The sequence below is a fragment of the Bradyrhizobium sp. USDA 3311 genome, assembly GCF_054062495.1.
This window is the reverse complement of the sequence record NZ_JBSSFI010000001.1, coordinates 8,168,223-8,194,779: the sequence shown is the minus strand read 5'-3', so window position 1 is coordinate 8,194,779 and position 26,557 is coordinate 8,168,223. Positions and strand designations below refer to the sequence as shown.

Annotated in this window: 18 protein-coding genes and 1 pseudogene; 5 read left to right on the top strand and 14 right to left on the bottom strand. The window is 62.0% G+C overall.

Going from position 1 to position 26,557, the window contains the following annotated elements:
- The first annotated feature begins 297 nt into the window (after window positions 1-297).
- Window positions 298-1,707, top strand: coding sequence for a DUF1254 domain-containing protein (locus ACVWW6_RS38965; protein ID WP_456682642.1), 1,410 nt, complete (start codon window positions 298-300; stop codon window positions 1,705-1,707).
- A gap of 128 nt (window positions 1,708-1,835) precedes the next feature.
- On the opposite strand, the gene ACVWW6_RS38960 is transcribed toward ACVWW6_RS38965, so the two are convergent.
- The 8 genes from ACVWW6_RS38960 to ACVWW6_RS38925 form a co-directional block, all read right to left on the bottom strand.
- Window positions 1,836-4,247: a tetratricopeptide repeat protein gene (locus tag ACVWW6_RS38960; RefSeq protein ID WP_456682641.1), complete on the bottom strand. Its 2,412-nt coding sequence runs from the start codon at window positions 4,245-4,247 to the stop codon at window positions 1,836-1,838.
- A gap of 34 nt (window positions 4,248-4,281) precedes the next feature.
- On the bottom strand, window positions 4,282-4,734 hold the full coding sequence (locus ACVWW6_RS38955) for a DUF2721 domain-containing protein (protein WP_049832581.1): 453 nt from the start codon (window positions 4,732-4,734) through the stop codon (window positions 4,282-4,284).
- Window positions 4,735-4,993: 259 nt separating this feature from the next.
- Window positions 4,994-7,672: an arylsulfatase gene (locus ACVWW6_RS38950; protein ID WP_304551321.1), complete on the bottom strand. Its 2,679-nt coding sequence runs from the start codon at window positions 7,670-7,672 to the stop codon at window positions 4,994-4,996.
- 115 nt (window positions 7,673-7,787) lie between these two features.
- A complete protein-coding gene (locus tag ACVWW6_RS38945; RefSeq protein WP_211434437.1) occupies window positions 7,788-8,189 on the bottom strand; it encodes a hypothetical protein in 402 nt (133 codons plus the stop codon).
- A 36-nt stretch (window positions 8,190-8,225) separates the two neighbouring features.
- On the bottom strand, window positions 8,226-9,731 hold the full coding sequence (locus ACVWW6_RS38940; protein ID WP_456682640.1) for a DUF1254 domain-containing protein: 1,506 nt from the start codon (window positions 9,729-9,731) through the stop codon (window positions 8,226-8,228).
- A 45-nt stretch (window positions 9,732-9,776) separates the two neighbouring features.
- A complete protein-coding gene (locus ACVWW6_RS38935) occupies window positions 9,777-12,236 on the bottom strand; it encodes an arylsulfatase (RefSeq protein WP_456682639.1) in 2,460 nt (819 codons plus the stop codon).
- Window positions 12,237-12,516: 280 nt separating this feature from the next.
- Entirely contained in the window at window positions 12,517-12,735 is a 219-nt protein-coding gene (locus ACVWW6_RS38930; RefSeq protein ID WP_161536004.1) for a hypothetical protein, read from the bottom strand.
- A gap of 382 nt (window positions 12,736-13,117) precedes the next feature.
- On the bottom strand, window positions 13,118-15,616 hold the full coding sequence (locus ACVWW6_RS38925) for an arylsulfatase (protein WP_456682638.1): 2,499 nt from the start codon (window positions 15,614-15,616) through the stop codon (window positions 13,118-13,120).
- Window positions 15,617-16,282: 666 nt separating this feature from the next.
- Between ACVWW6_RS38925 and ACVWW6_RS38920 the strand changes: the two genes are divergently transcribed.
- From ACVWW6_RS38920 to ACVWW6_RS38905, 4 genes and pseudogenes are all read left to right on the top strand, one after another.
- Window positions 16,283-17,356, top strand: coding sequence for a SphA family protein (locus ACVWW6_RS38920; protein WP_011085453.1), 1,074 nt, complete (start codon window positions 16,283-16,285; stop codon window positions 17,354-17,356).
- 19 nt (window positions 17,357-17,375) lie between these two features.
- A pseudogene (locus ACVWW6_RS38915) lies at window positions 17,376-17,986 on the top strand (SphA family protein); the annotation flags it as partial.
- 1,023 nt (window positions 17,987-19,009) lie between these two features.
- Window positions 19,010-19,384, top strand: coding sequence for a hypothetical protein (locus tag ACVWW6_RS38910; protein WP_404523467.1), 375 nt, complete (start codon window positions 19,010-19,012; stop codon window positions 19,382-19,384).
- A gap of 82 nt (window positions 19,385-19,466) precedes the next feature.
- Window positions 19,467-19,826, top strand: coding sequence for a hypothetical protein (locus tag ACVWW6_RS38905; RefSeq protein ID WP_456683230.1), 360 nt, complete (start codon window positions 19,467-19,469; stop codon window positions 19,824-19,826).
- 498 nt (window positions 19,827-20,324) lie between these two features.
- Here the strand turns inward: ACVWW6_RS38905 and ACVWW6_RS38900 are convergent, their stop codons facing one another.
- The 6 genes from ACVWW6_RS38900 to ACVWW6_RS38875 all read right to left on the bottom strand — a co-directional run bounded on the left by ACVWW6_RS38900 (window position 20,325) and on the right by ACVWW6_RS38875 (window position 26,537).
- Entirely contained in the window at window positions 20,325-20,612 is a 288-nt protein-coding gene (locus ACVWW6_RS38900) for a YciI family protein (RefSeq protein ID WP_011085458.1), read from the bottom strand.
- Window positions 20,613-20,688: 76 nt separating this feature from the next.
- The gene (locus ACVWW6_RS38895) at window positions 20,689-21,663 is read right to left on the bottom strand and encodes a sugar ABC transporter substrate-binding protein (protein WP_028175566.1); all 975 of its coding nucleotides are present in this window, start codon (window positions 21,661-21,663) and stop codon (window positions 20,689-20,691) included.
- 42 nt (window positions 21,664-21,705) lie between these two features.
- The gene (locus ACVWW6_RS38890; RefSeq protein WP_011085460.1) at window positions 21,706-22,683 is read right to left on the bottom strand and encodes an ABC transporter permease; all 978 of its coding nucleotides are present in this window, start codon (window positions 22,681-22,683) and stop codon (window positions 21,706-21,708) included.
- Complete coding sequence (locus ACVWW6_RS38885) at window positions 22,680-23,630, bottom strand: ABC transporter permease (RefSeq protein WP_011085461.1); 951 nt, start codon at window positions 23,628-23,630, stop codon at window positions 22,680-22,682. The genes ACVWW6_RS38890 and ACVWW6_RS38885 overlap by 4 nt, the downstream gene beginning before the upstream one ends.
- Window positions 23,623-25,146, bottom strand: a complete 1,524-nt coding sequence (locus ACVWW6_RS38880) for a sugar ABC transporter ATP-binding protein (protein ID WP_456682637.1) — start codon at window positions 25,144-25,146, stop codon at window positions 23,623-23,625. Before ACVWW6_RS38880 ends, ACVWW6_RS38885 begins: the two co-directional genes overlap by 8 nt.
- Window positions 25,143-26,537 carry an FAD-linked oxidase C-terminal domain-containing protein gene (locus ACVWW6_RS38875; RefSeq protein ID WP_456682636.1) on the bottom strand — a complete coding sequence of 465 codons (1,395 nt, stop codon included), beginning with the start codon at window positions 26,535-26,537 and terminating at the stop codon, window positions 25,143-25,145. The genes ACVWW6_RS38880 and ACVWW6_RS38875 overlap by 4 nt, the downstream gene beginning before the upstream one ends.
- Window positions 26,538-26,557 lie beyond the last annotated feature (20 nt).

The window sequence follows — 26,557 nt, the reverse complement described above, 5'->3', positions numbered from 1 at the left end:
CTAGTCGGCTATTGCTTGAGCTGCTTGATGAGATCTTCAATCTCGCGATTGCCTGGGATCAAGCGCGAGAGTTGCTCGGCATAGCCCAAGGCAGAGGCGGAATCACCTTTTTCGCGGCTCAGCGCGAGTGCCGCAGATAGGTGTCCCGATCATTCGGATGCGCTTGCAAGTTGGTACTTAGAACGGCAAGGGCGCGGACATTGTTCTGGTGCGATCGTTGACCTGCATCAAAATGTCGTGCTCTTCCACAACATATCCTGCCAACTTGGCGGTCGGTCTGTCAGGAAGGTTGCGATTATGAAATCCATAACACGCAGAACTTTTGCCTGCGGAATTGCTCTGCTCCCGTCTTTCCGTTCCGCGCTTGCGCGCGCACAAGCCGCGGTCAGTCCCACCGAAGCCCGCGCAATTGCCAAGGAAGCCTATGTCTACGGCTACCCAATGGTGGATAGCTATCGCATCCAGCATGCCTATTTCGTGGATGCCCAGAACCCCGAATATAAAGCGCCATGGAACGAGCTCCGTAACTTCTCTCGTGTCTTCACCCCGGAAGACAAGGCGGTGCAAACGCCCAACTCGGACACACCCTACTCTTTCCTCGGCATGGACTTGCGGGCCGAACCCATCGTGCTCACCGTTCCGGTGATCGAAAAGGAACGGTATTTCAGCATTCAGCTCATTGACGCCTATACTTTCAACTTCGACTACATCGGGAGTCGTAGCACCGGCAACAATGGCGGTAGCTTCCTCATCGCCGGACCTAATTGGCAAGGCTCAACCCCGAAGGGGGTGACGAAGGTTTTACGCGCCGAGACCGAATTTGCGCTGGCTGCGTACCGCACGCAACTTTTCAACCCTGGCGACATCGACAACGTGAAGAAGGTGCAGGCCGGCTACAAGGTGCAGACGCTTTCGGCTTTCCTTGGCGCGCCGGCGCCGAAGGCCGCCTCCGCGATCGATTTCATCAAACCGCTTACGTCCGACACCGAAAAGACCTCGCTTGAGTTTTTCAACATCGTCAACTTCCTCCTACAGTTCTGCCCCACGAACCCCTCCGAGAAGGAACTGATGGCGCGGTTCGCCAAGATTGGCGTTGGGGCTGGCAAGAACTTCAACGCAAGCAATCTCACTCCTGAACTGAAAACTGCCATTGAGCAGGGTATGGCTGATGCTTGGCAGGCATTGGCCCAACTGCAAAAGCGAATGGATGCTGGGGAAGTAACCAGCGCCGACACCTTCGGCAGCCGAGCATATTTGAAGAACAACTACCTTTACCGCATGGCGGCTGCCGTGGTGGGCATTTACGGTAACTCCAAGCAAGAAGCGATGTATCCGCTGTATCTCGTAGATGCGGACGGTCAGAAATTCGATGGGGCAAACCGTTACACCGTGCGCTTTGCACCGGGCCAGTTGCCGCCGGTAAATGCCTTCTGGTCACTTACGATGTACGAACTGCCGTCGAGCCTGCTCTCGGCCAATCCAATTAACCGCTACTTGCTCAACTCGCCGATGCTGTCACAGTTCAAGCGCGATGCGGACGGCGGAATTACCTTCTACATCCAAAACGAGGCTCCGGCAGCAGACAGGCAACCCAACTGGCTGCCCGCACCCAAGGGTGGCTTCTTTGTCGTTATGCGTCTCTACTGGCCGAAAGCTGAGGCGCTCGAAGGGAAGTGGAAACAGCCGCCGATGCAGCGAGCAGTTTAGTTTTCGTTCCTGCCGCCGAGGCATTGCAACGTCAGTTATTGGGCCCTTCCGCGACTTCCGGCGACGTCGAAAACGCCCTGGTTATGAGTACACGGCTTAGCCGAGCCGCTGATCCTCATCGCCAGCCTCTATTGCTTGAGCTGCTTGATCAGATCTTCAAGCTCGCGATTGCCGGGCATCAAGCGTGAGAGTTGCTCAGCGTAGCGCAAGGCAGATGCGGAATCCCCTTTTTCGCGGCTCAGCGCCAGGGCCGCAGAAACGGATTCACGATCGTTGGGATGCACTTGCAAGCTGGTCCGTAGAACGGCAAGGGCGTCATCGCGGCGGCCAGAGGAGTGTAGCCCCACGGCATAGACGTAAGCATAGCGCGGTTGACCGGGGTCCAGCTCCGCCGCTTGACGCAATTCACCGAGCGCCTCATCGGCGCGCTTTTCCCGCACGAGCACGAGGCCGAGCGCGTGGTGAAGTGAGGCATTTTGCCCGGACTTGGTCAGGGTCTCGCGAAGAATGCGTTCGCCATCGCTGTCGCGCCCAAGCTGCCGGTAGAGATCGGAAAGATTGATGGCGGCAGGCGGGAACGATGGATCAAGCCTGAGGGCCGCCCGATATTCGGCCTCGGCTTCGGCGGCACCGGCCTGTCTTGCAAGGAAGTTGCCGAGCGCAGCCCGGGCGTCCGGACGATCCGCATTCAATTTCTGCGCCGCCACGAATTCGGCGGCGGCTTGCGTGAACTTGTTGCGATCGGCGGCCGGCTGGCGCGATGGCGGAACGGAGGAAAGAAGCTCGGCGGCGCGGATGCGCACGCCGCGCACCGGATCGGTCAATTGCGCAGATGCGAGCGTCCAGAGCTGGTCGGCCGGAATGCCCTCCAGCGCATCGAGCGCGCCCAATCTCACGAGTGGATCGGGATCGGAGAGAGCGCGACGGATCAGATCGGCGTCGGGAGCGGGCAACTCGGCCAGCGCGCTGGCGCGGACTATCCCGGGAGCGTCATTCGCGACAACGGCCGAAAGGAGAGCCTGCGCGTCGGCCGCTTCGCTCCATGACGCATGAAATGCCCGCGCATAGGCCTGAAAACCCAGGCGCTGCGGACCGAACCAGGTTTCGACCTGTTGCGCCGCCCATGCGGCGGGCTTGTCGCGATGGCAGTCGTTGCAGGCATTCGGTGTGCCAAGCCGCACCGACAAGTCGGGGCGGGGGATGCGGAAGCCGTGGTCGTGGCGGCGATCGACAACCATGTAGCGACGTTCCGGCATGTGGCAGGAGGCGCAACCTGGCGGCGGCGATACATTGGCATGCTGCCGGTGGGCGGCAGCTTCATACTTGGCCGGCGCATGGCATTGCGCACAGACGCCATCGCCGGGTGCTTTGAGTGCCGCACTGTGCGGATCATGGCAGTCGCTGCAGGTGACGCCCTTGGCGAACATCTTGCTCTGCTTGAACGAGGCGTAGTTGTAGGTCTCCTCGTCGTCGCGCATCTGGCCGTCGGCATGGAAGCGTTGCCGGTCGAGCAGCGACACCCGATGGGTTTCCGACAGGGACTTGCCCGGCATCCAGTCTTCGGAGAACTGTCCGCGTCGCGCGTGGCAGCGCCCGCAGGCCTCGACTTCCTTGCGCAGCGTTGCCGGAGGCGCGCTGCGCTTCGGAGTCATGGTTTCGGCATCGGCTGACCACGTGATGCCCGAGCGTTCGTCGAATCGGACAAGCAGGCCCTTGTCCGGGCTGCGCGCTGCAGGCTTCTGGTGCGCCCATGCAACATGTCGCGAGCCTGCGCCATGACAGGCCTCGCAGCCGACGCTGATCTCGGAGAAGCTGGTCGCGAACCGGTCCTTCGCGGCGTCGTAATTCTTGTGCACGTTCGTCGAGTGGCACTCGGCGCACATGAAATTCCAGTTCTGATTGAGCCTGGTCCAGTGCAGGGGATCGCTGCTGGTGACGGCAGCATCCGGATAGAGATGGAACCAGCGCTGCCCGCCCTGATCTTTGGGGCGCGTGTCCCATGCAATCGACAGAGCCTGGATGCGCCCATCGGGGAATTCGATCAGATATTGCTGCAGGGGATCGACCCCGAAGGCGTATTTCACCTCGAACGTCGCAAGCTTGCCGTCCGGCCCGTCTGTCTCGATCAGAAATTTCCGGTCCTTGCGGAAGAAGCGCGAGCGTGTGCCGGCATATTCGAACGCGGCGTCGTTGAAGTCGCCGCGGACCGACGTGTCGGTCGCGTGATCCATGGCGTGGCGATGTTGCGAGCTTTGCCACAGCCGCGTCTCCGCCTGGTGGCAGCCGCTGCACGCCTGACTGCCGACAAAGCTCAGTTCTGCCTCGCGGGTCGGCGGAGACGAGATTTCGGACGTCTTGAACCAGGAAAGCCCGCTTGCGAGCAGAAAAAACAGCGCACCCGACCCGATTGCCAGCAGCGCGGCAGTTCGCAGGCGGAATGTCGGCGCGGGGCGTCGAGCGGGAGCCGAACGGCCTTGTTCAGGCCGGGCCTTCGTGGGGGCCTGCTGACGCCTGCGGCTCTTTCGAGAACCCTTCGTCACGTCCGATCACCCATCGCGTGCTGCGCAGGAAGATTTACATGCGAAGGTCGTTGTCGTGAAGGGCAATTCGGGTTTCGCGAGCGAGGTCGATGAGCGAGGCGCAGAACATCAGGAGCGCGGCCATGAACAGCATCGCAACGCCATATTCGTGGGCCACGTTGAACAGCGCACTGATGAAGGCAACGATGATGATGAGGGCGGTGAGGATCGCAGAGAGGATGGAGCAGAACAGCGACCTGTTCAAGAGCGACGCCCGGTGCCGCAGCCGGGGAATATCCGTCTTGAGGTAAGCCTTTGAGGCATCACCATCGGTGATGCCGTGAAGAAATTGGGCCCGGTCGACCACCCGGTTGATACGGGAAACGAGGACCGAGATGAAGGACGCGACGGCTCCCAGCAGGAAAGCCGGAGCCGCCACGTTGCCGATGATCCGTGCCAGCTGGTCGATCGAAGGCGTTACCGGTATTAACTGAACCACGTTCTCCATCTTCGCTCGATTCTCCAGCTTCCTCAGGTGTCGCGAATGCGCCGGATGGACGAGATATTGAGCGTGTCGTCCTTCAGCGCAGTCTTGGTCTGGCAGATCCGAACGCTGAGATTGAAGGACAGGTTTGGCGGGCAGGCAGCGCGGCACCTACTGCGGTTGCGATGAAATCGCGGCGACGAAGGGCAATCGCTCCCGGTTCGGGAGCGCCGTCGAGCTTCGACATGTCGGTGCCGCCCTGCCATACGCTGGACAGCAGCCATCACTCCATGCACTTCCGGACGAACTGCACGCGTTCCACAAGCCCAAGGCCTTTCGCCTGCTTGCGGCAGCCTTCCAGTTTGTCGATGCGCAGCTCGACCTTCTGAGCCAAATTGAGTCCGATGTCGCCCGAAACCTGTGGCGCGGTGCCACCGGTCGGGGCCGTCTCGGCATCGGCGGACGGACCGTCTCCGGCGGCCCGCGCCGCAGCCTGCAGACGCTTGATGTCTTCGGGCGACAGCTTTGGCCGGTCGATATTCAGCGTGATCTTGTTCAGCTTGCCGGTGAAGGCGAACGGCGTGCTGTAGTCGTTATCGTCGACCGGCGTGCCGGTATCGGAGCCGATGTCGAGCGATTCGTCGAATTGCAGGATGAAGGGAAGCGTATGCTCCATCTTTTGGGTTGCGACCTCGGCGCCGTCAACCTTCAGCACCCCGGTGCCGCCCTTGCCGACGCCGCTGTAATCGCCGAACGCCATCGTCGCCGGACCGAGTCCATCATACCTGAAATCGAATTCAAGTATGTGCTTGCCGGGCGTGAGGTCCGGTCCTTCCCAGCGCACGCGCTTGAGATCGACCAAATTCCAGGTGAACACCGGCTTGTTCTTCAACACGTAGAAGCCGTAACCCGCGAACCGGCCGCCTTGGGTGATCAGCATGCCGTCGCTGCCGCCCTGAGGTATCTCGATCTCGACCTTGAAGTTGTAGGATGTATTGAGGACGCTCGGCGCGTCGCCGTTCGGAGTGCCGGTGATCGGCCTTGTCCAGACGAACTGCGAGCGGCCTGCGCTCAGGCTCGGCCGCGGTGCGAGGGCTCTGGCGACCAGCGTCGAGTCGAGCGGGAACACCTGGTACTTCGTTGCCTCCTTGACGAACAAATCCTGCAGTTCCTTGAGCTTCGCCGGGTTCTTTGCGGCGAGATCATCGGACTGGGTCCAGTCATTGCGCAGGTCGTAAAGCTCCCATTGGAAGTTCGCCGGGTCGACAGTCTTCGCGACTGTCACCCAGGGCGGCCGTATCACCGTGGTGCTGGCGATCCAGCCGTCGTCGTAAATGGCTCGATCTGCCATCATCTCGAAATATTGCGTCTTGTGCGTCGTGGGCGCATTCGCGTTGCTCTTGTCGAAGGTGTACATCATGCTGACACCTTCGATCGGGCTCTGCTTGATACCGTCCACCATGTCGGGCTGCTTGATCTGTGCCGCTTCGAGAATGGTCGGAACGATGTCGATGACGTGGTGGAACTGGTTGCGAATCCCGCCTTTGTCCGTGATCACCTTCGGCCATGAGATCGCCATGCCCTGGCGGGTCCCACCGAAGTGCGACACGATCTGCTTGGTCCAGGAGAACGGCGTATCGAACGCCCAGGCCCAGCCGATCGACATGTGGTTGTAGGTGCGGTCGGTGCCCCAGACGTCGTAGAAATACTTTAGCTGGTCCTCGACCGATGGATTGGCGCCATTGAACATCGCCATTTCGTTCGGAGTGCCGTTGGGCTGACCCTCGGCGCTGGTGCCATTGTCGCCCTCGATGTATATGATCAACGTGTTGTCGAGCTTGCCCATGTCCTCGACTGCCTGGATCACGCGACCGATCTCGTTGTCGGCGTAGGCGGCATAGGCGGCGAACACATCGGCCTGGCGGACGAACAGCTTCTTTTCGTCGGCGCTAAGCTGATCCCATTCCTTGATCAGATCCTTCGGCCACGGAGTCAGCTTGGCGTTCTGCGGGATCACGCCGAGCTTCTTCTGGTTGGCGAAGATGGTCTCTCGCAGCTTGTTCCAGCCATCGTCGAACAGATGCATGGCGCTGATCTTGTCGACCCATTCCTTGGTCGGGTGATGCGGCGCGTGGGTCGCGCCCGGCGCAAATTTGATGAGGAACGGCTGATCGGGCGATAGCGCGTTCATCCGGTTCATGTAGTCGATGGCTTCGTCCGCCATCGCTGTCATCAGATTCCAGCCCGGCTTGTCGACAAAGGGATAGATCGGCGTGGTGTTGCGGACCAGCGTGCCCGACTGCCACTGGCTCGTGTCGCCGCCCATGAATCCGTAGAAATACTCAAAGCCCATGCCGGTCGGCCATTGATCGAACGGTCCGGCCTGGCTCGCCTGATATTCCGGTGTGTTATGGTTCTTGCCGAACCACGCGGTGTGGTAGCCGTTGTCGGTGAGGATGCGGCCGATCGTGGCCTTATCTTTGGTGATGATGCTGTCGTATCCGGGAAAGCCTGTGGCTTGCTCTGCGACCACCCCGAAGCCGGCCGAATGATGATTGCGCCCGGTGATCAGCGCGGCGCGGGTTGGCGAGCACAGTGCGGTCGAATGGAAATTGGTATAGCGCAGACCGTTCGCGGCGATGCGGTCGAGCGCCGGAGTCGGGATGACCCCGCCGAACGTGCTCGGTACGCCATACCCGGCATCATCTGTAATGATCAAAAGGACGTTCGGTGCGTTCTTGGGTGGCACGATACGCGCCGGCCAGTACGGCTTCGAATTCGTTGCGCCCTGTTCGATCTTGCCCCCAAACTTCTGCGGCGGCGGTGGAAGCTGGTCGCCGGGAATGGTGATGGTCGCAGCCGGGGAGCCCGGAGGTGGCGTGGTTGGCTGCGCTTGCTGTGCAAACGCCGGGGATATCGCCGATGCCAAAAATAGTACGGAAACAATCGCACGAAAATTCATTGCAAGCCCTCCTGAGAGGCGCTCAAACGCGCGGATGCTGTCATTCTTCAGGATCATGCAGAGAGTGACGTTGATGCAGATCAATCCACGGCATCCTCAAGATCGGTTTCAGCCGCTATATCGAGAAGTCTTCTGCGCTCTCGCGATCTCTCTTGGCTAACCAGGCGTGACCGAGGAAGATCACAAGGATCGCGTGGAGCGCGATCGCCGGCCATAAGAGGATACCAGTTAACTGGTGGCCGATCGCGAGGTAAAGGAGGTAGATTGTTGCCAGGACGTTGTAGGTCATCAGCGCGCGAACGGATGATGGCAGTGGGCCCATCGCGCCAGAAGGCCAGGTGGCGAGTGTCAGTCCGAGCAGAGCGATAGCCGTCAGCCGGCCGAGCGCGCTGCCGGCATCCGAAAATTCACTGCCGAATACCAGCCGGGCGAACCATGACGGTCGAGCGAACAGGACGAGACCGGTCGCCGCGGCCTCGATGGCCGCGGCGAGAACGGTCCATCTTGCGATCTCCATGCCTTTCAACATACCGATCTCTGCTGACGCCCGAACTCATCCCACGCGTCTGACTGGTGGAATCTTGTAGGTGCCATCGAGCAACGGCTTGCTCGGCTGGTACGCGCGGATGGTCAAGTTGAACGGAAGACTCGGCGGACAGGGCAGCCAGTTTGCTTCCTTGTCGGCGCCAGGTGTCATGGCCTGGATGTAGATATCCAGCGAGCCGTCCGCGTTGTACTTGAGTGGCATTCCGGAAAGAATCCCGTAGCGGTCAATTGAGTTCCGTACGTAAAAATTCTCGCGATAGGGCGAGACGGACCAGACGCCGCTGGCCGAGGGCGGAAAGTCATCCTTGCCGAAATGCAGAACGTACCTGGCGGCACCATCCAGAACATTGCCATCGCCGTCCACGAATGCACTGGGATACACGGCATCATCGGAGGTCAACGCACCAAGTCCGAGCCAGGCGATCAGGGCGCGGGTGTTGTAGTCGGTGCCATATCTCCCGATATTCAGCATGTTGATCCAGCCGTTCACAGACGGCGCTTCGTAAGGTCCCTCCTGAAACTTCAGCCATACCTCGCCCGGTGCGCCGTTCAGGCCCTTGATGATGGCGCGATCCAGCTTGCTGGTGTCGAACTCCTTGCCAGGTTCGATGCCGATCTTCTTGAGTTTCTCGAGCATCTTGGTGTCGGCCGGATAGGGCGGGTTGTCCTTCAACAGCGTCGCCAGACGCTTGAAAAACATCTCCCCCGTCATCAATCGCACCTGATCGTACGGAGTTGTGGTGAGGTCCACGGCAGGATCGATCGGAACGTCGCTGGGCGGCATATACGGCTTGCCCCATGCGCTGAGCGGCGTGATTAGAAGCTGATCCTGCAGGGCATGGATTTCCGGAAAGTCCTGCGGGCCCGCGGCCGACATCTGCACGAGCAACCATGCAAAGCGCGTCGGGCATCGGTAGACGTCCTTGATGTCCGACGGCGCGGTGCCGTTCCACTTGGGCCCGGCGACGAGGAACTTGCCTGCGCCCGTGCCGGTGGTGCGGCTGCCGATCGAGCCAAAATCGTCGGTCCACATATTCATCAACTGCAGGACGATGTAACGCCCCTTCGTGTCGGGGTGCGAGGCAACAAGCGGCTCCTTGTCGAGATCAAGAACGGCGAACGACCACACCGAGTTGACGCTGATCCGCACGACATCCTTGAAATCCGGGCTGACGTAGCCCTTCATCCGACCGAATTGGTTGATGGGTGCCTTGTATTCTCCCGACTTTGATGTCGCCGTGATCACGCCATTTGTCACGTCCATCATGACCAGCGGGAAGCCATAGACGTAGCACTCCATACCAAGCAGGTACGCGATCTCCTCTTTCACATCATCTTTCAGGTCCTTAAGGTCTCTCAGCTCTCCCTTCAGAAATTGGCCTAGTTCTTCCGCTCGAGTCTGCGCGGTGCTCGATCCTGGCAGCGTGGCGGCCGCGCCTAGCGCCAGAGCGCCCAGACCCAGATCACGGCGGTGGATCCTGAGCGAATTCATCCACTGATTGGCGATGTTCATGGCGATCTCCTGTGCCTTGAGTTCAATCGCGGGTTCAATGCAGTGCTAGTTCTTGCCTGTCGTTTGTGACTTCGGCTCAGGTTCGAGCTTGAAGGTCAGTTTGTTGATCTTGCCGGTGAACTTGAACGGAGTGTCGTAGCGATACTCCACGAGGGCCACTCCCGTGCGGGTGTCTTGGCCGACATCGAAGGTCTCATCCTCGGGGAAAGTGACAGGTATGGTGTGCTCCAGGGAATTCCTGGCTACTTCCTTGCCGTCCACCGAGAGCACGCCCGTGCCACCTTTGCCCAGGCCCGGTTCATCGGGCTTGAAGTCGAAGGCGATGGTGTGCTTGCCGGCGCCTAGCTCGGGCCCCTCCCACGTCGTGCGCTTGAGGTCGAGCAGGTTATAGAGGAACACCACCTTGCCTCGGCCGACGCCAAACTCGCCTTTGCTCAGGAACAGGCCGTAGCCTCCGAAGCGGCCGCCATGGGTGACGATCATCCCCTCAGCTCCGCCTTCGGGAATGTCCACTTCAGCGGTGATGCTGTAGCTCTTGTTCAGGATGTCGGGCGCCGCACTGGCGGGTGTGCCGATCAGTTCGCCCGAATACGTGAAGACCGTTCGTCCGGCCGTGAGACTCGGGCGCGGCGTGTTCCAGCGCGCCAGCGTCGAGTTGTCGAGCGGCAGCACGTTGTATTTCTTCGCCTCGGCGTAGAAGAGATCCTGCAGTTGCCTGAGCTTGTCCGGCATCTTCGCCGCGAGGTCATTGAACTGCGTGGGATCTTCCTGAACGTTGTAGAGCTCCCAGTTGTAGCCGGTGATCACGTCCGGCGGCGTCTTGGTGCTCAGCTCCCAGGGGAGCGTCGCAGGCGTCGTGGCCGCCACCCATCCGTCCTGATAGATGGCGCGATTGCCGAGCATCTCGAAATATTGCGTGGTGTGGCGCGACGCTGTGTTGGCGTTCGCCTTGTCCCACGTGTACGTCATGCCGACGCCTTCGATGGGAATCTGCTTGATCCCGTTGATCGTGTCGGGTTGCGAAATGCCGGTCGCTTCGAGAATGGTCGGCACGACGTCAATGACGTGGTGGAACTGGCGGCGGATGCCGCCGACATCCGTGATGTGGCCCGGCCAGGACATGACCACGCCCTGGGCCGTCCCGCCGAAGTGTGATGGCACCTGCTTCACCCACTTGAAGGGTGTATCCATCGTCCACGCCCAGCCGGCCGCGAAATGCGGGAAGGTCCGCTCCGATCCCCAGAACGGATACCAGAGCAACTGATCCTTCACCGGCACGGGAACGCCATTGAAGGTGGTGAACTCGTTCGGTGTGCCGTTGAGCATGCCTTCGGCGCTCGCACCGTTGTCGCCGCCGATGTAGATGATCAGGGTGTTGTTTAGCTCTCCTAAGTCTTCGACCGCCTGGATGACCCGTCCGATCTCATGGTCGGCGTAGGCGAGATAGGCGCCATAAACATCCGCCTGCTTGATGAAGAGCTTCTTTTCGTCCCAGCTCAGCGAGTCCCACTCCGGCAGGTCCTTCGGCCACGGGGTGAGCTTGGCGTTCTCGGGCATGATGCCGAGCCGCTTCTGGTTGGCGAAGATCTTCTCGCGCACCTTGTTCCAGCCCTCGTCGAACAGGTGCATGTCGCTGATCTTCTTGACCCACTCGGGCGTGGGGTGATGCGGCGCATGTGTGGCGCCCGGCACGTAATAGACGAAGAACGGCTTGTCCGGCGCGACCTCCTTGAGCTGCTTCATGTGCTGAATGGCCTCGTCGGCCATCGCAGTTTCCAGATTCCAGCCGGGATTGCCCTGGAAGGGATAGATCGCCGTCGTGTTGCGGAAGAGATTCGGCTGCCACTGGCTCGCATCGCCGCCGACGAAGCCGTAGAAATAATCGAAGCCCATTCCGTTCGGCCATTGGTCGAACGGCCCGGCCTGGCTCGACTGATAGGACGGCGTGTTGTGATCCTTGCCGAACCACGAAGTCGCGTAGCCGTTCGCCTTCAGAATGGTGCCGATCGTGCCTTTCTCGATCGGGATGATCGAGTCGTAACCCGGGAAACCCGTTGCGATTTCGCCGACGACCCCATAGCCGACCGAGTGATGGTTGCGTCCGGTGATCAACGCTGCGCGGGTCGGCGAGCATAGCGACGTCGAATGGAAGTTCGTGTAGCGCAAGCCGGCCTTTGCGATCCGGTCCATGCTGGGCGTCGGGATGATGCCGCCGAAGGTGCTCGGTGCGCCAAAACCCTGGTCATCCGTCATGATCACTAGCACGTTCGGCGCGCCCTTGGGCGGCACGACGCGCGGCGGCCACCATGGCGTCGACTCGGATGCCTTGTCCTTGATGACCCCACCGAACTTCGGATCGGGAGGCGGGAGCTGGTTGCCGGGAATGGTGATGGTCGCGGCCGGGGAGCCCGGAGGCGGCGTGGTCGGTTGCGCTTGCTGCGCAAATGCAGGGGCGGATATCGCCGATGTCAAAAATAGTATGGAAACAATCGCACGACAATTCATTGCATGCCCTCCTGAGAGGTGCGCAAAACGCGCGGATGTCGTCATCCTTCAGGATCATGCAGAGAGTGACGTTGATGCAGATCAACCCACCGGGGGCGACGCCGAGGGGCAGCGTCGGTCGCCCGGCTATCCTAACCAGCAGGGCACGCTCATCTTTTGTATGGGTTTACCGGTGCCACGCGGGTCAAGCATCTGCAACACGCCAGCACATTGGAGAGCAGAACGCGCTCACACTCGCCATCGTGTACCGGACGGGCCGAACGACGGACCTTGAGCGAAATCAACGGGACGAAATTTCAGGGTCGCACACTTCCAGGGGCAAGCTTTCCTGACCTTCACCCCGGATCGACAGCGACCCGCTATGCGCGTCCACAAGCTCAATCATCCCGTCGCCGGTGCCGTGCTCGCGATCACCTTGGTTGCAGCAATTTCGTTGGCGTCCTGGCAGAAGCTTCCTGCGAAGCACCGGCTTGCAATCAAGAGCGATCGTCTCGAGCAAATCGATCCTCGTGACCCGGGGCTCGGTTGTGCGCAAGCCGTGTGGCCCTATGGATGTGGTTGGCAACTGCCTCCGGAAAGACGAGAGACGAAAAGGCACTTCCCAAAACGGCGGCAGGGATTGCTTTGGTTTTTCTCATGACCAGGCGCGAGGTCTTCACCGCAGCGGCTCGACCTTTGCAGCCATGTCGGGCGCACGGCTGACCCTGTAGGTCGCGTTGCCACACTTCAGCACCCACACGGCGCGGTCGGGCTTTGATCGTTGTCGATCCCTGACTGCACCGAGTGGCTTGTCACAGGCAAAGCCTTGCATGCGTATCTGCGCCGCCTTCGCGAGCTTTGGCATGAATCATGTGGCCGGAACCTTCCGTTCGCCAACGAGCCTACTGCTTGTCTCGCATTGTCTTCGCGACCGTCTCGTTTTCTGCGGGCGACATCTCGTTCGGCCCGAGCTTCACGGTCAGCTTGTTGAGCTTGCCGGTGAAGCGGAATGGCACCTGGTAGTCCTGGTCATCCACCGACGTGCCGGTGTCGAGGCCGACGTTGAAGGTCTCATCCCACATCAGGGTTATGGGAAGACTGCGCGGCATCGGATGGCTGTCCACCACCTTGCCGTCCACCTTCAAGGTGCCGGTGCCGCCCTTGCCCAGGCCCGGTCCGTCATATTTCCAGTCGAACTCCAGCGTGTGCTTGCCCGGAGCGAGCGTCTCCTTGGCCTGCCACTTGACGCGCTCCAGGGCGACCAGATTCCAGGTAAACACCGGCCGGCCCTTCAGCAGGTAGAAGCCGTAGCCGGCGAACCGGCCGCCGTCGGTCATCAGCATGCCGTCGCCGCCGCCTTGGGGAACGTCGACCTCGGCGGTGACCGTGTACGACCGGTTCAGCAGGCTCGGCGCGGAGCCTGTTTCCGGGAACGGCACGTTGCTCAGCTCACCCGAATAGGTGAACTGGGTCCGGCCCGGAGCGTAGCTCGGCTTGTGCGAAATGAACCTGGTCAAACGCGTGTCGTCGAGCGGGAACACCTGGTACTTCGCAGCTTCCATGGTGAACAATTGCTGCATGTCGCGCAGCTTGTCCGGCATCTTGGCGGCGAGGTCGTTCGACTGCGTCCAGTCTTCGTTGATATTGTAAAGCTCCCAACGGTAGGCGTTCATGACGTCCGCGGGCGGCTCCGCCAAACTGAGGTCCCAAGGCGGGCTCAGCGGAGGCGTCGAGGCCATCCAGCCATCCTGATAAACGGCCCGCTTGCCGAACATCTCGAAGTACTGCGTCGTCCTCCGGCTGGGCGCGCTGCCACCTTCCCAGGTGTAGGCCATGCTCACGCCTTCGATCGGCTTCTGGGCGATGCCGTTGACCGTCACCGGCTCGGGGACGCCAACCGCCTCGAGGATTGTCGGCACGACGTCGATTACATGGTGGAATTGGTGACGGATGCCGCCAGCGTCCTTGATCCGCGCCGGCCAGGCCATGGCCATGCCGTTGCGGGTGCCGCCGAAATACGACGCGATCTGCTTGGTCCATTTGAAGGGCGTATCCCAGGCCCACGCCCAGCCCACCGCGTAGTGCGGGTAGGTCTGGTCGGAGCCCCAGGCGTCATAGAACTTCATGTTCATTTCGACCGTCGGGTGCACGGCGTTGGCAACCGCGAACTCGTTGTAAAGACCATGGAGCGTGCCCTCCGGGCTCGCGCCGTTGTCACCGCTGACGTAGATGACGAGCGTGTTGTCGAGCTTGCCGGTGTCCGCGATGGCCTGGATGACACGACCAATTTCGTAGTCGGTGTAAGCCAGATACGCAGCATAGACGTCGGCTTGCCGGGTGTAGAGCTTCTTCGCCTCGGGCGAAAGCGTATCCCACTTCGGGATGCTGTCCGGCCAGGCCGTTAGCTGCGCGTTCTGCGGAATCACACCCAGTCGTTTCTGGTTAGCGAAGATCTGTTCGCGCAGGTCGTTCCAACCCTTGTCGAACAGATGCAAATCGCTGATCTTCTTGATCCACTCGGGCGTCGGATGGTGCGGCGAGTGCGTGCCGCCGGGCGCGTAGTAGATCATGAAGGGACGGTCGGGCTGGACGTCGTTCAGCATCTTGATGCGCCCGATCGCCTCATCGGCCATCGCGGTGATCAGATTCCAGCCGGGATTTCCCTGGAAGGGTTGGATCGGAGTGGTGTTGCGGAAGAGATTGTTCGGCTGCCATTGGCTCGTGTCATCGCCTGGGAAGCCGTAAAAGTAGTCGAAGCCCTTGATGGGTCCGGTCGGCCAGTTGTGGAAGGGGCCAGCCTGGCTCGCCTCCCACTGCGGCAGGTTGTGGTCCTTGCCGTACCACGAGGTGTCGTAGCCGTGCTGCCGGAGGATCTCGCCGATGGCGACGGCGTCGCGCGGGATGATGCTGTTGTAGCCGGGGTAGCCGGTCGCCTGATCGACGACGACGCCAGTGCCCACGGAGTGATGGTTGCGGCCGGTGAGGAGCGCAGCGCGCGTTGGCGAGCACAGCGCCACGGTGTGGAACGCCGTGTAACGCAGACCCGTCTGGGCGATACGGTCCAGCGCCGGCGTCGGGATCACGCCGCCGAAGGTGCTTGGCGCGCTAAAGCCGACATCGTCCGTCATGATCAGAAGCACATTGGGCGCGCCCTTTGGCGGGACAATGCGCGCCGGCCAGTACGGCTTCGATTGCACGGCGTTGGGATTGATCTCGCCCCTGAACGGCTGCGGCGGATTCGGCAGGTACCTGCCGTCGATCGTGGTCGTCGCCCCGGGCGAACCGGGAGTGCCAGTGGTTTGCTGGGCGTTGGCGTTGAGGGCTGTCAACGGCATCAGCAAGAGAGCAGCGAGCAGAAAGCGCGAACTAATTCGGCGATGCAGGCTCGAGGCGCTCATCATTGGCTAACTCCCGAAAACCGAACTGATCTGACTTGGCTGGAAACCGAAATCTTCTCTCCTGGTCGGCGGTACGTAGCCCCTACGTGAACCTCGGGGCAGTTTCCGTCTTAATCTGATCAAGACGGATCGCGCGCGAGCGGTGCTTTGAGCAGCTCATGGCGTTATGTTTGCGGTGCAAATGCTGGAGGCGTGACGGTGAAGGCAGGGATCAGCGCAATAAGTATCTTGCGAGTATCCATTGCAATATACTCCGAACACGCGCGAACACTCTACTTCGGATCGCATCCGGCTGTCGAGCGCTGATCCAACTCGATGACACCCGAACGATGCCGGAGACATGAGCGACACAAACGGCTGAGGTTTGCTCGCTTATCATCCCGCACGAGTGCGTGACGAATGTCACAGCGACTTAACCAAGAGCGTTCGATGTGGCCGCCGCCTCTGGCAGGGGCACTATCTTGCAGTCTTCTTGCTACACACGGGCGCTGCTTGCCTAGATATGGATACCTCCGGTCAACGATGCTGTCGGTAATCCTACGGGCCAGCGGCGATGCTGAGTGCCTTTAGCGCAACATGTTGAGCCGAATCTGACGAAGTCGTTACCTTGGAGCGAGACATTGAATCGCCGATCGATACACTGTCATTCGTCGGCGGGAGGACGAGCGGATGAAGCGGTACCTATCCGAACCAAAGTCTCATTGTCGGCTTATTCGCGCAACGATCGGTCTGGCTGTGGCATTGGCCGGAGTCTCGTCCGACCCAGCATATGCCGACGAGGATGGCGTTTCATACTGGCTTCCGGGGCGCTTCAGCAGCCTCGCGGCAGTCCCTGCGGTCCCCGGCTGGTCGATGGCCGAGGTCTATTATCACACCAGCGTGTCGGCCTTCGGTAACGCAGCCGCGGCAAGAGAAATCCGCGTCGGCCGGATCCCCGCTAACGTCAATGTCGATTTGAATCTGCGTTTAAACGCGCAGGCGGACCTTGTCCTGCTCAACCCGACCTACACGTTCGCGACGCCGGTACTTGGCGGACAATTGGCAATCGGCATCACCGGCTTGTTTGGCCGATCCGCCGCAACCCTCGACGGAACGCTGACAACAGCGGTCGGGCCCTTTGTGACGACCCGCACGGGGACCCTCTCTGATTCAATCACCTCGGTGGGCGATCTGTATCCGCAAGCAACGCTGAAGTGGAACGCCGGCGTCCACAATTTCATGACCTATTTGACCGGCGACATTCCTGTTGGCGCCTACTCTCCAACCCGTCTTGCTAACCTCGGCATCGGACACGGCGCGATCGACGGCGGCGGCGGCTACACCTATTTCAATGAGAAGGCGGGGCACGAATTTTCCGCAGTCGCCGGGTTCACCTACAATTTCAAGAATCCTGACACGCAATATCGGAATGGCGTCGATTTCCACATCGATTGGGGTGCTTCGCAGTTTCTCTCGAAGCAGCTCTTCGTCGGGCTGGTCGGCTACTACTATCAACAGGTCACGGACGATTTTGGTCAGCCCCCGATCCTTGGGGGTTTTCGGTCGCGCGTGGTGGGAGTCGGTCCTCAGATCGGATACCTGTTTCCGGTCGGTGACCTGCAGGGATATTTGAACCTGAAAGGGTACGGCGAGTTTGCCGCAGAAAATCGGCCAGCTGGCTGGAATACGTGGCTGACTTTCTCGCTGTCGCCAATGGCGCCGACCAGCACGGTCGCGCCGACGCGAAGGATCGTGACGAAGTAAACGCGGCCTACGTTCGTCATCGCGCTTCGATTCTCTCAGCGATTCAGTGACGGGCTTTGGCGACCTGATCCCCCAGTTCGCACTGCGCTGGAATGCGGGCGTCAACAACTATATGACCTACGTCATGGGTGACATCCCGGTCGGCGCGTACCAGTCCGCGCACCTCGCCAATATCGGGCTCGGACATGGGACGATCGATGCAGGCGGTACACCGATTTCAATCCGCAGACCGGCCATGAACTCTCTGGCGTGCTCGGCTTCACCTACAATTTCAAGGACACTGACACGCAGTATCAATGCGGCGTCGGCATGTACTTCGACTGGGGCGCCTCTCAAATCCTGACCAAGCCAATCCAGGTCGGTCTGGTGGGCTACGTCTATAAGCAGCTCGGTTGCGATAGCGGCTCCGGCGATCGCCTCGGCTGCTTCCGCTCGCAGGTCGCGAGCGTCGGCCGGCAAGTCGGGTTCATCTTTCCGGTTGGCGACATGCAGGGCTATCTGAACCTGAAGGCCTACAAGGAATTTGCCGCGGAAAACCGGCCCGACGGCTGGAATGCCTGGGTGACGTTTGTCATCTCGCCGGCAGCGCCTGCGCCGACCGCGCCACCGAAGCGGATGACTACAAAGTAGTACCCACATCGCGCTGACGATCTCTCTGGAGACCAGCGGCAACACCTGTTGCGCGCATCATCAAGGCTGACGCCCATGGGCGGTCGGCCTTTGCTTCCTATTCAAAAGCGCGAGTCGTTTGAGATGGATCAAACCGATTGATCGCGGCTCATCGATTATTGACAACGAGGAAAAAAGGGCATCCGGGCGTGTACTGCTTCGAGGAGGCAGGCCATGGCGCAACAAGTACTGGGTGGGACTGCCGAAAACCTCGGCCTTGAGGGCCGCGACGTCGGCGAAGCAAAGTCGACTTTCGATCGCTTGTTGAGAGCTTATTTCGCAAGGCTGGTCGGAGAGTTTCCGGCGCTGAGCGACGTCAGCCACGAGCCTCCCCCTGGTCGACGAAATCGCCACTCCCCCTCGAACGAGCCGCACGTAGCGCGCGATGGAGTGGCGTAGCTCTCGCGCCCTGCGCAATGCGGGAACGCCGACGTGAGCTTGATCTGGATCAAGGCCGGTCCCGTAACGTCGTGCCCCGTTATGCCCGACGTTCGCCGAGTGCCGGAGAGTTCACATGTCTCTTGCTGCATCACGTGCCCGCACCGTCGTTCGTCCGTCGCAATCGCGGGCACAGCGCTCGCTCCGGCGACTATCCCCATCCGCCTTGTTACCGAACGACGGGCCGTTTGACCGGCGCGGTCGGTTTACCGCCTGCGCCCGGCCAGCAAAGGAGCGCTGATCCCATGAAGAAGACGTGCTTGCTTACCGTCCTTTGCGGGCTTGAGGTTGTCCTGGTCACGGCCGCCCTCGCCAAGGCGCCGCACGCAAAGATCGCGGCGGCCGCCGATGTTCGCCGGCCTGCTCCTCCGGCGGTTAGCTGCGGGAACGGCTTCATCTGCAGGCAAGACCTCTTCGATCGCAACAACAGGAGCAACCTGCGATCCGATTGGCCCGGTCCCCCGGCTCAACCGGGGCAATTCTAGCGCGGTGCCTCGTGGTGGCAGTTCAAGGGGGGTCATTTGATAGAGCTTGAAGGAGGTCAAGATGACGATGGCAGCATTATCCGCAGCGCTCCTCGGGACCCAACTGCTCGTGATGCCCGTCTCCGATCGCGTCCCCGAATTGAAGGTAGAGGCGACGTGCCAGGCGACCACGGCTGATGACAAGGCAATGGGGCTTGCCCTTTCCCAGAGCTTCGCAGACTGCATGCGCGATGAGTTGGCTGCGCGGCAACAGCTCAGCACGGTGTGGAGCGCTGCGCCAAATCCCCTTCGCGATAGCTGCGAAGGGGAAGCCTCGGCCGGCGGAAGTCCGAGCTATGTCGATCTTCTCACCTGTATCCAAATGGCGGAGTGGGTGAAGTCGCCCTCGACGGCACCGCGTTTGAGAGGAGCGAGCAAGAACCGAAATTCGCAGTGATCCGGCGCTCGCTCGCGGAGCGAAACTCGCTTTTATTGGAAGCCCATTCGACAGGGGCTCTCCTGATCATTTGAACGAAGGAGTGATTTGTATGAAACATTTTCCGATCGTTGTCGCCGTGATGACAGCTACGCTTGCGCCGACTCCTGTGTCAGCCCAGTCGATCAATCTGACCGGCATCTACAAATGTGTCCGAATGTGCCAGGGAAATTTGCCGGCTTACATTACCCAAAACGGGACTGAACTTAATCTCCTGACGGAAGCGGGGCAGCCGTCCCGCGCGTGGCCCGACTGGTACTGGCCGGCAACCCGGATCTGGATCGACGCATTCAACCAGAGTGCGGTCTATTCGCCGGATGGCATGCTCATTCAGTTCGACAATGGCACCATCTGGCAGCGCGATTTGGGGCCCGTCCCGCCACCGCCGCGCTCTCGCCGGTAAGAGACGGCAGGTGGCAAATTTCGCCATCGGTGCGCCCGTCGCTGTTGGGCGCAAGACTCGAAACGAATAGCGATTCAACAACGGAAGAAGGAGGTCGACCATGAAACATACCTGCAGAAACTGGTGCTTTGGAGCTGCCATTATTGCCGTCGCCGCGATCGGTTCCGTGCAATGGTCGCACGAGCGTGGTCTGTCATTTTCGGTCGACAGCGCGCAGGCGAGGGTGGGACGGCCGGCGACTCCCGCAAGTGTTGCCGGAGTCGCGCGACGGACCACGCGCCGCGCTGTCGTGGGCGGCGCGGTAGCGGCAGGCGCTGCGGCCACCGTCGTGGCGCCGGCATGCGCCCGTGTGCTGGTGAACGGAGTATGGGTCTGTCGCTAGGCAGCGCAAACGATCGAAATCTGATCTATTCACCGAATAACGGCACGAGCAGCAAGGCACATCAGAGATGTCAATATGACGACTGCGCGTGCCTGGTGCAGTGTTGCCGAGGCCGCTCAACCCTGGCGGCGTAGAAAGCCCGTGATCGTGACCTTGTCCCAGATGCCGGCCGCGGCGAAGGGATCGGCGCGGTTGAAGGCTTCGACCTCCGCTCGGCCCGGCGCCTCGATCAGAAACAGGCTGCCGATCATGGTTGCGCCGTCGTCGGAGACGAGCGGCCCCGACATCACGATCTTGACGCCGAAGCGCGAGGTGTCGCTGAGGAAGGTCTTGTGGGCGTCGTAATTGGCGAGCCGGGTCGGCAGCGCGCCGGTGCGGTCGATGGCATGAATGGCGAACAGCATGGTGTCTCCGTTTATGTCTTGGTCTTCTTGGGACGGCCGCGGGTGCGACCGTCCGTGCTTGTGATGATCGGTTGGGTTACTTGGCGCCGAGCTTGCCGGCGTCCTCGAAGGTCGGGCAGGTCCGCTGCTCCAGCGGCACGTCGAACGGCTGGAAATTGTCCTTGGTGATGACGGTCGGCTTCAGCACGATCTCGCCGATGACGGGCTGACTACGCAAGGAGCGGATCGCCATCATGGTGCCGAGGCAGCCTTGCGCAAATCCGTTGTAATCGCCGCTCGCGAGCAGCTTGCCGGACTTGATCGCGTCGATCGCCTCCTTGGTGCCGTTGATGCCGATCACCTGCGCCTTGCGGTTGGCGCCGTCGAGCGCCTCGATCGCACCGACCGCCATGGCGTCGTTGGCGGCCAGCACGCCGTCGATCTGCGAATTCGACTGCATCAGGTTTTCCATCACCTGGAGCGCCTGGAGCCGCTGGTAGTTGCCGGGCTGCGAGGCCAGCAGCTTGGCGCCCGCGCTTTCCTTCAGCGCGTCGTTGAAGCCGCGGACGCGGTCGACATTGGTCAGGGAGCCCTTGACGCCCTCGATGATGACGATGTTGCCCTTGCCACCCAGCGTCTTGAGCAGGAAGCGTGCGGTTTCCAGCCCAAGGCTGTAATCGTCGGCGCCGACGAAGGACAGGAATTTTCCGCCGGCCGAACGGTCGGTGATGTTGACGACGGGGATCTTGGCTTCGTTGATCTTCTCGACCCCCGGCACCATCGCCTTGTAGTCCACCGGCGTGAAGACGATGGCGCTCGGCTTCTTCACCACGACGTCCTCGATCTGGCTGAGCTGCTCGGGGATCGAGTCCGGCTTGGTCGGGATGTACTGCAGCGTCTTCGCGTTCAGCGCTTTCGCCATGTTGTCGGCGCCGACCCGCACCGTCTGGAAGAACGGGTTGGTCTGGTTTTTGGTGAAGACGGCGATGGTCTCGCCGTCGGCACGCACCTCGGTGGTGATCGCGGCCGCCATCAGCAGCGGCAGCGCCAGATAGCCCAGTTTCAGTCTCATGTTGCCTCCATCCCTCATTTTGCTTGTTGGAACTCTAGGAACTCATTGCGCGCGGCGGCGGGTCTTCATGTCGAGCCAGACCGCGAGGATGACGATGACGCCGGTGACGAGCGGCTGCCAGTTGGCGCTGACCGAGAGCAGGTTCATGCCGTTCAGCACCAGCGTCAGGATCAACGCGCCGATGAAGGTGCCGAACACGGTGCCGACACCGCCGAACAGCGAGGTGCCGCCGATCAGCACGGCCGCGATTGCCGGTAGCGTCAGGCTCTCGCCGATGTCGGCCTCGGCCGAATTGAGCCGCGACAGGAAGATGATCGAGGCGAGCCCCGCCATGGTGCCGGAGACGGCATAGACCAGCAGCAGGCGCCGCGCGACCGGAATGCCGGAGAGCCGCGCCGCGACCGGATTGGCGCCGATCGCGTAGATCTCCTGGCCCCAGATCGTGCGCTGGGCAAACAGCGTTCCGATGCCGAGGAAGACCAGCAGCAGGTAGACCGGGATCGGCAGGCCGAACAGATAGCCGCTGCCGATCTGGCGGAAGCCTGCCGGAAAACCGTGAAGGGTCTCGCCCGCCATGTACCAGTAGGTGAGGCCGTTCAGCACCCAGAGCATGCCATAAGTCGCGATGAAGGAGGGGATGCGCAGCGCGGTGACCATGACACCGTTGAGAAGGCCGACGATGCCGCCGCAGGCAAGGCCGGTGAGGATGCCGAGTGCCGGCGAGCCGGTCTTGTGGATCACGGTTCCGGCGATACAGGCCGACAGCGCGACATTGGCGCCGACGGAGAGATCGAGGCCCGCGGTCAGCACCACCAGCGTCAGGCCGGAGGCGATGAAGAAGGTCAGGCTCGCCTGCCGGAGCACATTGAGGATGTTGCCGAGGCTGAGGAAGGAATCGCTGAGCACGGCCAGCACGGCGCAGATCAGCAGCGCCGCGAGCAGTCGATAGAACACCTGGATCGCGTCCTGCGACAGGAAGGAGCGGGGCGGCACGATCGCCTCCTTGGTGATGTCGGTCATGCGCGGCTCCGCAGGCCGTCGAGGAATAGTGCGACGATGACGAGGACGCCGACGCTTGCGACCTGCACTGAAGAAGGCATCGAGATCAGGTTGAGCCCATTGCGAAGCACGCCGACCGCGATCACGCCGAGCAACGTGCCAAGCAGCCAGCCATTGCCGCGCTCAAAGGATGTACCGCCGACCGCGACCGCTGCGATCGCATCGAATTCAAGGCCGAGGCCCGCGGTCGGATGACCTGAATTCATCCGCGCGGTCATCAACAGGCCCGCGATGCCGGCCATGGCGCCGCCGAGCGCATAGACCGCGATCAGCAGCTTGTTCGGCGAGAGGCCGGCATAGCGCAGCGCCTCGCGGTTGCCGCCGAGCGCGAAGATGTAGGTGCCGAAGCGGGTGTGATAGAGCAGGCCGTGAAACGCGGCGTAAGTCACCAGCGCCATCACGATCGGCACGGGAACGCCGAGCAGCGTCGCCGAGTAGATGTCGCGCACGCTGTGAGGAATGCCGACCACGCTCTGGCCGTCGCTGACGATCAGCGACAGGCCCTGGGCCATGCCGAGCGTGCCGAGCGTCGCGACGAAGGGCGGAATGCCGAGAATGGCGACCAGCCAGCCGTTGACGGTGCCGAAGGCGGCGCCGACCAGCAGGCCGGCACCTAAGCCCAAGAGCATCGACTTGGTCGCGAGCGATACGATCGCGACACAGAGCGAGGTCAGCGTCAGCACCGCACCCATCGACAGGTCGAGCCCCTCGGTCATGATGATCAGGGTCATCGGCAGCGCCAGCATGGTCAGGATGGTCGACTGCACCAGCACGTTGGAGAGGTTGGCGACCGACAGGAAGCCGGGTGCGATCGCGCTGAACAGCGCGATCAGCAGCACCAGCACGATGGCAACGCCGGGAATGCGTTGCAGCGGATTGGGCTCGGAAACGACCGCAGCTTCACGCATGATGCATCCCCAGTCGCACGATGTTCTCCTCGGTCAGTTCGTTGCGCGTCAGGTGTCCCGCGATGCGGCCCTCGCGCATCACATAGGCGCGGTCGCAGACATGGCAGATCTCGACCTGCTCGGACGAGATCATCAGTGCGGCGGCGCCTTCCGCGACCAGGCGGTCGATCAGCGCAAAAATCTCGGACTTGGCGCCGATGTCGATGCCTCGCGTCGGCTCGTCGAAGATGAAGAGCTTCGAGCCGGCGGCCAGCCACTTGCCGATCACGACCTTCTGCTGGTTGCCGCCCGAGAGCAGGCCGACGGTCTGGCGCGCGCTGGGCGTCGCGATCCTCAGCTGCCGGATCAGGCCGTCGGAGGTGCGCTGCGCCGAACGCTGGTCGAACAGTCCGCTCGGGAACAGTTTTCGCAGCGCCGACACCACCAGATTGTCGCTCACCGACCGCAGCAGAGCGAGGCCCTCGCTCTTGCGGCTCTCCGGGATCAGCGCGATGCCGCGGCGGGCGGCGAGATCAGGCTCGCCGGAGATGGTCTTGCCGTCGAAGATGATCTCGCCGGAGCTGACGGGATCGGCGCCGAAGATGGCGCGCGCGACTTCGCTGCGGCCGGAGCCGACCAGGCCGCACAGGCCGACGATCTCGCCCCGGCGCACCTCGATGTTGATGTCGGAGATCCCGGTCGAGGAGCTCAGGCCCTTGACCTGCAGCAGCACCTCGCCGGGCTTGTCGGCGAAATTGCGCGGATAGGTCATGTCGACGGTGCGTCCGACCATCATGCGGACGAGCTGGTCCGGCGTGACGTCGGCCGGGCGGACGCCGTCGATGCGGCGGCCGTCGCGCAGCACCGTGATGCGATCGCCGAGCGCGAACACCTCCGCCATGCGGTGCGAGATATAGACGATCGACACGCCGTCGGCTTTCAGCCGCGCGATCAGCGCGAACAGGAGCTCGGTCTCGCGGTCGGACAGCGCCGCGGTCGGCTCGTCCATGACGAGGATGCGTGCGTTCTGGCTGATCGCCTTGGCGATCTCGACCATCTGCTGCTGCGCCACCCCGAGCTTGTCGACGATCGTGGAGGGGTCGATGTCGAAGCCGATGGTGCCGAGCACGCGTTTGGCGTCGGCGAGGATCTTGCGCCGGTCGATTGTGCCGGGGATGCGGCCCTTCGGCTCGCGGCCGAGGAAGATGTTCTGGGCGATGTCGAGATGGGGGACCAGCGAGAACTCCTGGAAGATCACGGCAATGCCGAGCTTCTGCGCATCCGCGGCCGAGCCGATCGCGACCTTCTCGCCCTTGTAGTAGAACTCGCCGGCATCGGCGCGGTAGGCGCCGCACAGCACCTTCATCAGGCTCGACTTGCCGGCGCCGTTCTCCCCCAGCAGCATATGGACCTCGCCGGGGAAGACGGCAAAGGACACGTCATCCAGCGCCTTGACGCCGGGAAACTCCTTGCTGATGCCGCGCAGCTCGAGCAGCGGCGTGGGTGAGGTGACCTCGATCGGAAGCGCGTCGCTCATGCCTTGGCTCCGCCCGCAAAGATCTTTCCGGGATTCATCAGTCCATCAGGATCGAGCGCGGTCTTGATCGCTCGCATCACGTCCACGGCCTCGCCGAGCTCGTCAGCGAGATAGTCGATCTTGCCGAGCCCGATGCCGTGTTCGCCGGTGCAGGTGCCGTCCATGGCAATGGCGCGGGCGACCATGCGGGCCTGGAGCGCCTTGGCGCCCTCAGCTTCGTCCGGTTTTGCCGGATCGATCAGGATCAGCATGTGGAAGTTGCCGTCGCCGACATGGCCGACGATCGGCGCGGTGAAGCCGTGCTCGTCCGCGTCGCGCCGCGTCTCGGTCAGGCATTCCGCCAGCCGCGAGATCGGCACGCAGACATCGGTGATCACGGCGCGCGCGCCGGGCCGCAAGCCCAGGCCCGCATAGAGCGTGTTGTCGCGGGCGTGCCAGAGCCGGCTGCGGTCTTCCTGCGCCTTGGCCCAGGCAAATCCATGACCGCCATGGTCGGCGGCGATCGCCTCTGCGGCCTCGGCCTGCTCGGCGACGGAGGCCTCGGAGCCGTGGAATTCGAAGAACAGGGTCGGGGCCTCGCGATAGCCGAGCTTTGCGTAGGCATTGATGCCGCGCATCATGACGTCGTCGACGAGCTCGATGCGCGCCACGGGGATCGCGGACTGGATCACGGAGATCGCGGTGTCCACGGCGTCGTGCAGGGTGTCGAAGCTGCAAACCGCGGCCGAGATTGCCTGCGGCACGGGATGCACCTTCAGCGTGATCTCGGTGATGAGCCCGAGGGTGCCTTCGGCGCCGACGAACATGCGCGTCAGGTCGTAACCGGCGGCCGACTTGCGGGCGCGCCTGGCGGTCCGGATCACGCGCCCGTCGGCCAGCACTACTTCCAGCGCCATGACGTTGTCCTTCATGGTGCCATAGCGCACCGCCATGGTGCCGGAGGCCCTCGTCGATGTCATGCCGCCGATCGAGGCGTCGGCGCCCGGATCGATCGGGAAGAACAGGCCGGTGCCGCGCAGCTCCGCATTGAGCTGCTTTCGCGTGATGCCGGGCTGCACCACGACGTCCATGTCGCTGTCGTGCACGGCCAGCACCTTGTTCATGCGCGCGAAGTCGAAGCAGACGCCGCCGGCAACGGAGGCCGCATTGCCCTCGAGCGAGGTGCCGGCGCCGAACGGGACGATCGGCATGCCCGCGCTTGCGCACTGCTTCACGATGTCGACCACTTCCTGCGTGGTTTCAGGAAAGACGACGATGTCGGGCGGCAAATTGCGATAATGCGACTCGCTCTGGCCGTGCTGATCGAGCACGCCGCGCGCGACGCTCGCGCGCGGGCCGATCATGCCGGTGAGGCGATCGGCCAATGCTCCTGTGCTGACCCGCGGTCCCATCCTTGCTCCCTGTCTGCCCC